This is a genomic window from Terriglobia bacterium, assembly GCA_032252755.1.
Taxonomy (GTDB): Bacteria; Acidobacteriota; Terriglobia; order Terriglobales; family Acidobacteriaceae; genus JAVUPY01.
In genome coordinates, this window is record JAVUPY010000095.1 from 1 (window position 1) to 10288 (window position 10288).

General features: G+C 53.8%; 13 protein-coding genes. 4 read left to right on the plus strand and 9 right to left on the minus strand.

Annotated elements, in window-relative coordinates:
* Window positions 1-150: 150 nt before the first annotated feature.
* From ROO76_23840 to ROO76_23870, 7 genes are all read right to left on the minus strand, one after another.
* Window positions 151-429, minus strand: coding sequence for a hypothetical protein (locus ROO76_23840; protein ID MDT8071200.1), 279 nt, complete (start codon window positions 427-429; stop codon window positions 151-153).
* 88 nt (window positions 430-517) lie between these two features.
* On the minus strand, window positions 518-1045 hold the full coding sequence (locus ROO76_23845; GenBank protein MDT8071201.1) for an HK97 family phage prohead protease: 528 nt from the start codon (window positions 1043-1045) through the stop codon (window positions 518-520).
* A 55-nt stretch (window positions 1046-1100) separates the two neighbouring features.
* On the minus strand, window positions 1101-2261 hold the full coding sequence (locus tag ROO76_23850) for a phage major capsid protein (GenBank protein ID MDT8071202.1): 1161 nt from the start codon (window positions 2259-2261) through the stop codon (window positions 1101-1103).
* Between the two features lie 271 nt (window positions 2262-2532).
* Window positions 2533-2814, minus strand: a complete 282-nt coding sequence (locus tag ROO76_23855; GenBank protein MDT8071203.1) for a hypothetical protein — start codon at window positions 2812-2814, stop codon at window positions 2533-2535.
* A 424-nt stretch (window positions 2815-3238) separates the two neighbouring features.
* Window positions 3239-3439, minus strand: coding sequence for a hypothetical protein (locus tag ROO76_23860; GenBank protein ID MDT8071204.1), 201 nt, complete (start codon window positions 3437-3439; stop codon window positions 3239-3241).
* Entirely contained in the window at window positions 3436-4908 is a 1473-nt protein-coding gene (locus tag ROO76_23865; protein ID MDT8071205.1) for a DnaB-like helicase N-terminal domain-containing protein, read from the minus strand. Before ROO76_23865 ends, ROO76_23860 begins: the two co-directional genes overlap by 4 nt.
* A 6-nt stretch (window positions 4909-4914) precedes the next feature.
* Window positions 4915-5106 carry a hypothetical protein gene (locus ROO76_23870; GenBank protein ID MDT8071206.1) on the minus strand — a complete coding sequence of 64 codons (192 nt, stop codon included), beginning with the start codon at window positions 5104-5106 and terminating at the stop codon, window positions 4915-4917.
* Between the two features lie 162 nt (window positions 5107-5268).
* Between ROO76_23870 and ROO76_23875 the strand changes: the two genes are divergently transcribed.
* From ROO76_23875 to ROO76_23890, 4 genes are read left to right on the plus strand one after another with little or no spacing between them, the layout of a single operon-like run.
* Complete coding sequence (locus ROO76_23875; protein ID MDT8071207.1) at window positions 5269-5727, plus strand: hypothetical protein; 459 nt, start codon at window positions 5269-5271, stop codon at window positions 5725-5727.
* A complete protein-coding gene (locus ROO76_23880; protein ID MDT8071208.1) occupies window positions 5714-6934 on the plus strand; it encodes a tyrosine-type recombinase/integrase in 1221 nt (406 codons plus the stop codon). The genes ROO76_23875 and ROO76_23880 overlap by 14 nt, the downstream gene beginning before the upstream one ends.
* A gap of 13 nt (window positions 6935-6947) precedes the next feature.
* Window positions 6948-7346 carry a hypothetical protein gene (locus tag ROO76_23885; GenBank protein MDT8071209.1) on the plus strand — a complete coding sequence of 133 codons (399 nt, stop codon included), beginning with the start codon at window positions 6948-6950 and terminating at the stop codon, window positions 7344-7346.
* Window positions 7347-7352: 6 nt separating this feature from the next.
* Window positions 7353-7631, plus strand: a complete 279-nt coding sequence (locus ROO76_23890) for a hypothetical protein (GenBank protein MDT8071210.1) — start codon at window positions 7353-7355, stop codon at window positions 7629-7631.
* A gap of 316 nt (window positions 7632-7947) precedes the next feature.
* On the opposite strand, the gene ROO76_23895 is transcribed toward ROO76_23890, so the two are convergent.
* Together ROO76_23895 and dgt are read right to left on the minus strand one after the other, a co-directional pair.
* A complete protein-coding gene (locus tag ROO76_23895; GenBank protein MDT8071211.1) occupies window positions 7948-8961 on the minus strand; it encodes an ATP-binding protein in 1014 nt (337 codons plus the stop codon).
* A 24-nt stretch (window positions 8962-8985) separates the two neighbouring features.
* On the minus strand, window positions 8986-10288 hold a 1303-nt coding region (gene dgt / locus ROO76_23900), incomplete at its 5' end, for a dNTP triphosphohydrolase (protein MDT8071212.1).

Consider the following 10288-nt stretch of genomic DNA (forward strand, 5'->3'; position numbering starts at 1 on the left):
ACCTGTGTGACCTCAGCGAGCCTGCGAAACGCAGATGAATACAACACTCGGTCACGGTCGCGCTGGGCGGGGGTTCGATCATCCCCGGTAGGATTCGGCCGATCATCGTGCAGCCGCTGATCCCGTTGCGCGACAGTCCCCAAAGTTCCCCTAAGCCGCGTTATCCTCGGCGGCTGCGAGCGTTCGCTCAGAGCTCAGTGTGATGGTCCCGTCAAGCACAAGCTGCGCAATAGCCTCTTTCACTTCGGAATCACTGATCCCCTTCAAGGAGAGTTCTTCGATCAACTCCATGGGGCGGTACGTTCGTGTTCTCAGTGCTTCCAAGATCGCTTGTTTCACGCTCAGTGGTGGTGCCATACAGGCCATCGGATGCTCCGCTTGGGTGTAGTGATCGTATTCAGACTTTAACTGCTTCTCCAGATTTGTCAAGATAACCCCCTAGCTACCGCTTACAACGTCAACTCTCTCCAGAACTTGCACGGGCCAGGCTCGGACTTCCCGGCCCGTGCCGCCGTCCTTATCTCCAACTCACTTTCCGGCTAAGCCTATAGAGGGCGCCGCCAATTGCGCTGAGTTCGGCAATCTCTGCGTCTTCGCTCTTGACCGCGGTAACTGTGGCCAACGGATTAGCTGGAAAGGTTACGAGCGAAACCTCGAAGAGTCGCAGCTCTTTTAGAAACCGCTTCCCATCTTTCGCATTCTGGCGGATCACGTCATAGCCAATGCTCAAACCGTCCACAATTCCCGCCTTCAAGGATTCGTAAGCATCACGCGCCGCGGTGATTCCCAGCGCGAGCCTGCCCTCAATCTGAAGGCCCGCGGACGTGTCGGTAATCTTTCCCTTGCCAAGTGGTTTGCTCGGATCGTGCTGCCAAAGCAACTTGATTTCGCCGTTGTGATCTTTCAGCGTGCGCGTGAATGCGCCGGGCTCGATTACGTCGCCCTGAAGGTCGGTATTCCCATAGACGGCCGCCATTCCGGTAAAAGTGCCGTCTTCTGCAATGCTCTTGATTTCGAAGCGTAGGTCCTTTTTCTCATTCGTCATAAGCTCGTCTCCTTTTTTGAAAATCAGGGCCGGTGATAATCCGGCCCTGATTCACTTACGACGCTGCCGGATAACTGCCATAAGCGAACGCATCGCTTTGGAAGACGGTCAGTGACAAACGCTCCTCAAAAAGGACCGCACTCATATTCCGGACGAAAAAGTCCGAATGTTCGCGGCTGACGGCTACGCTTGCCTGCTCACGATCCCAGAGAACCGCGCCCATTTGGAATGCGCCTACAAGGAATGTGCCTTCAGCAATCGACTTCGTTGAGACCAAAGGCAATCCCCACAAGGTCGGCAGAGTCGCTATCCGCGGATCTCCGAGAATGTACGTTCCTGAGGTAATGCCCGTGCCCGCCGTCTTAGTCAGGCGAATCTTTTCAAAGTCTTTGTTATTGACGACAATCGCATCGGCCTCGTACAGGCTGTCGTTAATTTGGGTTATGGCGTGCGAAAGGGTATCGATATAAGTGTCGCCAGAGGCGTTATACCCGGTATCGTATGCGGTCGCGTTCTGGATAAGGCCGTTCAGATGTCCGCCCGATCCCGTGCCATTCAAGAGTTCGTCTTCCTCTTTTAGCTTGAGGAAGTAACGGCCTCGGCCGTCGATATAACCCTGAAGCGCCGTGCTATCGCTGAGAACTTGATTCGAGATGGGGAACCAGTGCGCCAGAGTTCTGACAGGTTCGTTCAGAAGCTCGAACGCCATGGCCGATTCAGCCTTCGCGACATTTTCGTAAGCCGCCGGGCTCGAATCGACACCCTGAATTGCGCCTGCATTCGTCGAAGACGCCTCGCGGCAATACTCAATCATGTTGCTGTTAGTGGCGGTGACGGTCAGCAAATCGCGAATCGTCAATCGCTGCTGGCCCGGCCCGACAATTCCAGGCATCCGGTAAGCCTGAACCAATGGCTGATTCAGTCCTTCAGCGTTAACGATCGCGGTCTTTGTGAAGAAACTTTTGACGGAGATATTGCCGGTTTCTTTCATTCCCCGACTGGCGAAATCTTTAAAGACATCGCTCTCCACGACGGTACGACCTGCCGACTTGAATTCGCCGGAACCGCCCCCAAAAGTGCTCTTGGAGAGCTTGTCTTCGATGCCCCTAACCCTGTCTTTCAGGTCGCCCACGTCGGCGCCGGCTTCGTTCTTGAACTTTTCGACGGCGGCTTCCAGTGCCTTAACTTCCGCTAAAACTGCCTCTTTAATTTCCATGATGACTATTCCTTGCGCCCACGCGAGACGTGGGAACGCACACAAAATGTGTTTTTGAGATTTCGCTCGCGTGGTAGGACCGGCGCGTTAGCGGTACATCGGCGGGTTTCGCAGTATCGAGTGTTGCCGGTTCGATTGTCGGCGTAGGCAGGGAGCCTAGGTGACGCTCGAATGGTGCTCTCGAATCGCTACTACGAAAATGCAATTCCATTGTAACTTAGCTCCAAAACATTTTCAGGTGGAAATGTTTTATTCAATACGCACCAAAGTACTAGCCCTGCGACTCGCTTCGCGGTTCGAGCATTTCCGCAATGCCGTAGCTGCGCAGAATCGCCTCCAACTTGTGGACTCGTACGCTCAGTTCTGTGCACCGATCCGCGAGAATTGAGTCTTGAATATCGTGGTCCCCAAGTCGGTCGACGAAAGCTTTCTGGTGGCGATCATGGGTTTCGGACATGGCTGCCACAAACCGTGCCAACCTTTTGACCTCCAGGTCGACTCCGACGATGATTCCCTGCAACGTCTCTAATCGTTCCTTAATCTGCTCGTCCATCGCTGCTCCTTGCCCCGTAGGGGCCTAAAGAATCCCGGTGACGTTCCTAAATCGGCACCGTTCGCAAGTCGCGTGAGAAAATCCCGCGAAATTAATTCGAAAAAACCGTTTTCCCATTTTGTGGAAATGCGCGAAAACGTGGCGAAAGGTGCTGCGTCAGGATGCTGGCGAGATCTGGAGTGCCCCCTGGGGTATACCCTCCCTAAGTCATTGATAAGTAAGGGGCATCTCAATCTCTGGCGCTTTCCAAATTCAGAACCGTGCGATAGTCGAATTTCTCTTCCGACAAAATCCAAGCGCCCAAATGTGCGATTTTGGAGATGAAAACGGCCTAAATTTCGCGTTTTTTCGCTCGAAATCGGCATATCAGCACCACGATTGCGGCATCCTGGCACGGAACAGCGATGCTTGCGGGCGCTGTAACTCATATCCCTAACCGTTCCTTATCCGCGGTCGAGATGCCCGTTGCAATCCTGAAGGCGCAATAGCTGGATCCGTTGTGCTTGCGCATGTCGGTGAGCCGCGCAGAGGCCAATACCTTCAGGCAATGAGTGCAGTAGATCTGGCCCCTGCCGCCAGGTAGGGCTGCGAAGCCGTAACGCTGCGGTGATATGCGCTGATTCATTGCTGAATCTCCCCACCAGTACCGAGTACCGCCTCTAAAGAGGCGGGTACTCCTGGTACCGGTACTGCTGGTACTGGGTACTGCTCGGTACCGCTGGTACTCCTGGTACCGGTGCCAATTGGGAAGTAGCAGATTGAGCCCCTGATGCTGCGCTCTGATCGCCATAACTTCCCATCGTTCTGCTTGAGCAGTTGGAATCCGCGCGTCCGCCCAATGTGGAGTTTCTCGACAATCGCGCTTTGACTCATTCCCGGTGTGTCTGTGATAGTTCCGAGAATTGCAGCGACATCATCGCGACGCTCGATTGCGGCCGGAGCATCGGTTACTGCAAACGTTCCATTGATAAAGTCGGGGCGGATGGTGACGCGAGGCTTGTCACCGAATCGGTTCTTTACGCATTCCAGCGTGATTAAACCATCGGCATCCATCGACTGCAGGAAGGCAATGTCAACGGCGCCACGAATCGCCGTAGAGCCCCGGCCCGTGCTCCCCTCTGCCTTCGCAGGGTGATGCAGTACGATCACGGTGGAACCTGCGGTCACGTAGCTGCGGAGATGGCGCATCACCGCCATCATTTCGGTACTGTCGTTCTCCTCGCCTATATGCGCGTAGCGGAATGGGTCGATGATTAAGAGCGGTTGTTTTTCTTCCGCAAGCCTGAGGAGTAATGGATCGCCGATCGCTGGAGGCTGCTGATCCAACCATGTGCCCCACGTCTTCAGTCCTGGTACGGGACCGCCGGCCATGTTGTCTTGACGCCGTTTTACTTCGTGGTCGGGGTTCTCGTAGTCGAGAAATAGGACGGGACATTTTGAGCATTCACGGCTAAGCCATTCGCCACCGAGCGCAACTTTTAGCGCGAGGTACTTCGCCAGATAGGTTTTCGCCGTTCCATCGGCTCCGGCCCAGAGGGTAAGACTCTTCCGTGGTAGCCATCCCGAAACGAGCCACTCGAGAGGTTTTACATCTACATCGAACACGTCTGGAATATCGTCGAACTTGCGGTATAGGGAGACTTTATTGCCGCTGCGAATGCGGTCGAGGATTGCGGTCGCCCATCCCTCCGCGACCGCAAGGTTTCCGCCGTCTCCGATGCTCGCTATAAGGTGCTGGGCGCCCTTGATTGCCGATCGCAGCACGGCTTTTTCTTTGACGAGGCGGATGTGATGCTCGATTGACTGGCGACGCGGAACGCCATCGGTCAAGGACGTAAGGTAGGCGACCCCACCAACTGATTCCAATTCCTTGCGTCGCCCCAACTCTTCCGCAAGCGAGATGAGTTCAAGCGGTTTCCCGCCGTCGGCGAGACCAGCCATTGCGGCATAAATCCGCCGGTTGGAATCGAGGTAGAAATCCTCCGGCGACAATACTGCCTTCGCCTCATCCTGGAGGCAGTTGTCGAGCAGGATTCCGCCGAGGATTGAACGCTCTGCGTCGACGTTGGCCGGTGTAATCGCGTCCGAGGGCATCGCGGGTTATCGAATCCCCTCGCGCTCGATGCGCTCGCATTCAGAAATGGGAATCAGGATGCGTTCTCCGATGCGAATGATGTTTATCTTCCCCGCCTTGATCAATCGGCGGAGTGACCAATGCGAAATAACTTCCTCACCGCCGAGCCTCCGCTGTAGACCGCGAATATTCGTACACTTCGGTTGTATCTGCTCCACCGCTAATCCCTCCTAATAAATCTTTGCGCTGCCCCAAGAATTTAGTTGCATGGTGAGCAGCAATGGTCTAAGCTTACGCGTAATCACTGGATCGTCAAGGTCTTATTGATGTCTAGTGACTGTACATCATAGAAGGGAACAAAAGGCGTGACTGAAAGTCTAGTGAGCAAGGCGCGGATGGAGCGGTTCTTAGATGATCTTGCCAATGGGCACGACCGCTGCGCTCAGAGACATCCCGACTTCCTGCCAAATGTTATCGAACCAAAATATGTGCAGGCCCTCGCGGATCGCTTACGTCTGATCTGGAGCGATCCCGATTCGAGGTCTCGCCAATGGCGACTGTTCGCAATTCGAGCCCTGTACGCTAACTTTATCGAGCCAAAACGCGACTTCACAGTAATTCCCGCGGCCTCGCCATTTGATGACGCAATGGTTTATCTCGACCGGCACCACGAACAATTCAGATACTGTAAAAATCCAGAATGTCACACTCCCTACTACATTGCGCAGACTCGCAAGCCGACAAAATATTGTTCATCAATCTGCGCTGGTCCCGCAAAACGAGAGGCAAAACTGCGCTGGTGGCACAACCGTCCGGAGGCGAAGCATGGCAAAAAGTAAGCGTGACCATCTTTTCAAACGTAATGGTGTTTACGGGTTCCGCTATCAAGACCGCGAAGGTCGCTGGCGGGAGAAATCGACGGGTAAATCAGATCGCGAGGACGCGAAGACCGAGAAAGAGAATTTCGAGGCCGATCTAAAGAAGAACCGCATCCCAACCGATCTGGCGAAGCGAACCGTCGCCCAGGCCGTGCAGGGGTGGCTCGCCTCTGTCGATGTCAGCCGGAATACTCTGCGCAGTTATCGCACGTGCCTCAACTCCATCGTGCGATTCATGGGGGAGAAGAAACTAAAGCACGTCAAGGTTCAGGATATTCGCGCATTCCGTCGCTCCCGGAAGGCTGAGGGTTGTGCGAATCGGACGATCAATCATGAAGTGCTATGTCTGAGCTACATCATGAAAGAGGCAAACTTGTGGCACAGGATTGGAGAATATGAACCGTTGTCCGAGGGTGGCTCAAAGCACAGTAGTCGCAAACCGCTCACAACCGAAGAATTGAATACGTTGGTTCAGACTGCCATCGGAAACAAACGTTGGCTAGTATGTTTCAATGTCATGTTGGTCGCAGCGAATACAACTTGTCGGCCCTGTGAGATTTCGGGTTTGCAACTTGGGCGTATTCACCTTGAAGGCAACTATCCCCATATCACGATTAGCCGGGCCACCACGAAGACCGATTCAGGCGAACGTGACATCCCCCTCAATCGAATCGCACAACTAGGAATTAGGCGACTGCTGGATCTTGCCTATAAGCATGGTGCCGAAAAGCCGGAACACTATCTGCTGCCCGCTGATCTATCGAAGCATACCCGCGAATACATCTGCCCCAAAACGTGCGCCTGCGAAGGCAAGGGATGTGAGAGGGGAGTGAAAGACCCACTCTATGCACGTCGGCTCGAAGGCTTCGATCCTTCCCTTCCCCAGCGTGGATGGGATACGGCATGGTGCAAACTGCGCAAGGCCGCTGGTTTGCCCAATGCCCTGTTCTATCAATTGCGGCATACGTCGATTACTGCCGGCGCCGAAGAGAACGTCCCTCTGGCCGTCATGAAGTCGCTGGCCGGTCACTGGGATGAGAGCATGACCGAGTACTACACCAGTGTTCGGGAGAATCCCAAGGCGAAGGCCGTCGATGCCATCGAAAGAGCGAATCCGGCCCTGCTCGCAATGCTTGGACTCGACGCGAAAACCGCGTCGAAACAGTAACCGGAGTTGCTTTGTGGATATTTTTGTGGAGGCGGATATGGGAAGCGAACGCAAACCGTTGAAAAGTATGGAGGCCCTGGGCAGAGTCGAACTGCCGACCAACGGTTTAGGAATACGTAAATCTGGTATAGCAGGGGTGTGCAGAAGTAGCGAAAACGCCAGTATTCATGCGGGTAAAACGCGTCTCTCGCCATTCCTGCTCATTCGTGCAAATCAGTGCTGTATCCACAAAACCCGGCCCGGTTTGTGGATGTTTTTGTGGATTCTACGGTGTCGGCGGTCTCACTCTGTCTACGATGCGAAGAAGTTGGCTGGTGAATATGATGACCTCGGCCGCCTCGGCCGCCTCGCCCGCTTCAGTGGGTACATGACGATGTGCGGTGGAGTTTCGATACACACCAAACGCGCCTGAAAACAAATGGCTCATAGCCTTCTGTTCTGCAATCGGCAACTGCGTATCACACAAAGGACCTGCGGGCAGATTGTTCTCGGCGGACGCGAACGCTGCTCGCATCAACTTCTCGCCGACGAGATCATGTGGAAAGTTCCCCGCGAGGCGTACTGCTACCTCAACCTCTCGGAAACTCTGGAAGATAGCGGTATCGTACTCACCCCTCAGAAATGCGCCGTAGACTCTCGTCGCGATTCGCGGATGCAATTGACCCTTAGGAAGTACCCGGCGTGGGCAGCGGATTAAATCGCGGGAAGATTTTGATTGATGAAAGCCGCCGATTTCCCGATGTCGTCACCTCGTCTCGCTATAAATCCTTCATTGCACAGCCAATCCCAGGCTTCCATCAGCGCAAGTGTCACCCTCTCATCACGACGGCCATACAGTGGCGAGTTTCGAAGGTCATTGAAGAAATTGTAGTGGTGGAGGTCACGAGAATCGGACCGGCTGTTTAGTGCAGCAACAAAACGCCAGCAAGTTCTTCGACTTCCAGCGAGACAAGAACCTCCGGGTCAGGAAATCGCTTCATCTAATCTGATCATTTGTAATTCGTCATTAAGCGTCACGACATCCAGCTACCGCCAGCCGGCGAGCTCCGATGCCGACTCCGCTCGTGTAAGTGCTTCACTATGGCTTCTTGCACCTCCGCCTCACCGACTCCAAAATCCGCTATGGGGAAGCTCTGCCGCTTTGCCGGAGCGCTTTCAGCATATAGCGTAAAAGTGAGCGTCTTTTCAGAGACAGGACGGTTGTCTACGAAAAAATTCCGACTACCCGGGACGCTGGGTGATCCAATTTGCAGTTCGCCATCAAACGTGACCGTCATGTTCACGACATACACCATCGCAGGATAGAGCGTGTGAGCCACATCGAAAACCGGGAATTCCGTGCCCGCCCTGACGGTACATCCCTGTACTCCCGCTACGTGAAATCTAAGGCTATCTGCGATTACACCCAGGCAAGAGTGAGTCACAACAATGTTACCCGCGTTCTTGATTGTGATGACTACCCTCACCGAGAACTTATCTTGGTCACAGCTCGGATGATGTGTCTGAACTTGAAATACTTCCAACCTTGGATGTCTTATTCTGTTACGTATATCCTCGACAATTCGATGGGGCGCGGGAAGCGATTTCGATCCGATACGAACGTAATACAACTTGTCGATAGCTGATTGGTGTGGAGCTCTTTCGCTGTCCGGAATCTCGATCACGTACAGTGCGCTGTCAGGATTGATTTTGGATGGATTTTCGCCTCGTATGTCCAACACCCCAACACCAAGAATTTCGAATTCCGTCAGATGCGGAATGATGTCTTCAAGCCATTCCTTCGTACTTTGACGGCCCTTATGGATTATAGGAATCCCACCGTCAATCTTTCCTTGGTTGTCAACACCCAGGATTAGGTTCCCACCCCCAGTATTGGCAAATGCAGACAATTGCTTCGCGAGTTCTTCTCGCAGCTTGTTCTCGTCGTCGAATATCCGGCTTCCCTTTCGTTCAATTCGATCGTCTTCTCTCGGAAGTCCCTCTATGTATCCCTCGGTCCACTCTGTCGAGGCACCCTTATTAGGCATGAATTCTCCTTTAACGAAGAAGGTCTAATGCATGAGGTCGAGTAGGCTTGAGGCATGAGACTTGCCGGTCAGACGGCCGTGCATCGCGATTGCCTGCGACTCCGTCATGCTGGCAATCAAATCCAAACATGTTCTGATAGTCTCGGCCGGATCTTCTTCAGCTCTCTTTAATCGTTCCTTAAAGAACTGGGGGAATATATTCCAGCGAGATGGTGCTGAGGCGGATTCGCGGAAGACCTCAAAAAGTTCTTGAACAACCCTTCTCTGTCCGTGCTGCTGGGACGCGAGGCCTGAAGCTTCAATAACGTAGGTCCACGTTAACTGCTTGAGCATTTGCACCTCAGCTTTTGGGCCAGCGTCGATATATAGCTGGATTTTGCCGTCATGCTCCCGAAGTGTCGCGCCATTAATGTATCGACCTATCAATACTCCAGTGAAGTCGCGGAGGGCAGCGCGATGGGCAGCAGAGCCGTTATAGGCGGTCTTGATGCGAAAGTACGGAGCTATTGCTTCCGTAAAGGCCACTTGCAGCATCTCCCTCGACGCGAACTCCGGATCTGATGCATTGCGCTCGAAGACGGTTCTAAAGAAGTACTCTCTCTCGGGCGATTGCTTCTCAGAGACAGCAAGCAGATGAATCGGCATCCTACCCGCCCGATAGAAATCTTCGACATCGTGAACTGAGTAAGTAATATCATCGGCCCAATCCATGATTGTCGCTTCCACTGTCCGTTCAAACTTTCCGGGCATCAGGTGTTGAGCGTGCTCAAACGAGGGACGCTCGGTTTCGTAGGCGCCCCATTTGTTCTTCTTGTCGGGATTTTCGAGACGAAACCAAGGGTACTTTAGGATCGCTGCCAGTGTAGCCCGGGTCAGATCCAATCCGGAATAGGCAGAGCGCCTAGAAGCGAGGGTGGTGACAATCCGGAAGGACTGAGCATTACCCTCGAAACCACCAGTGTTCTTGGTAAGTTCATTCAGCGCGTGTTCGGCAACGTGCCCGAATGGTGGATGACCGAGGTCGTGTGCGAGACAGGCCGCTTCAACGACATCCGGGTTGACTACATCCTTCGCGAGACTTGGCTGCTTAAGGACAAGCTTTTCAGCGAGACGTCGCCCGACCTGTGCCACCTGCAATGAATGTGTAAGCCTGTTGTGGAATACGTAACCTGAGTTGGCAGAGACGACCTGTGTGACCTCAGCGAGCCTGCGAAACGCAGATGAATACAACACTCGGTCACGGTCGCGCTGGGCGGGGGTTCGATCATCCCCGGTAGGATTCGGCCGATCATCGTGCAGCCGCTGATCCCGTTGCGCGACAGTCCCC

Bases quoted from the DNA above. Each gene is read 5' to 3' on its own strand.
- ROO76_23845 (MDT8071201.1), bottom strand. From the start codon at position 1,045: ATGACGAATGAGAAAAAGGACCTACGCTTCGAAATCAAGAGCATTGCA.
- ROO76_23850 (MDT8071202.1), bottom strand. From the start codon at position 2,261: ATGGAAATTAAAGAGGCAGTTTTAGCGGAAGTTAAGGCACTGGAAGCC.
- ROO76_23855 (MDT8071203.1), bottom strand. From the start codon at position 2,814: ATGGACGAGCAGATTAAGGAACGATTAGAGACGTTGCAGGGAATCATC.
- ROO76_23860 (MDT8071204.1), bottom strand. From the start codon at position 3,439: ATGAATCAGCGCATATCACCGCAGCGTTACGGCTTCGCAGCCCTACCT.
- ROO76_23865 (MDT8071205.1), bottom strand. From the start codon at position 4,908: ATGCCCTCGGACGCGATTACACCGGCCAACGTCGACGCAGAGCGTTCA.
- ROO76_23880 (MDT8071208.1), top strand. From the start codon at position 5,714: ATGGCAAAAAGTAAGCGTGACCATCTTTTCAAACGTAATGGTGTTTAC.
- ROO76_23890 (MDT8071210.1), top strand. From the start codon at position 7,353: ATGGCTCATAGCCTTCTGTTCTGCAATCGGCAACTGCGTATCACACAA.
- ROO76_23895 (MDT8071211.1), bottom strand. From the start codon at position 8,961: ATGCCTAATAAGGGTGCCTCGACAGAGTGGACCGAGGGATACATAGAG.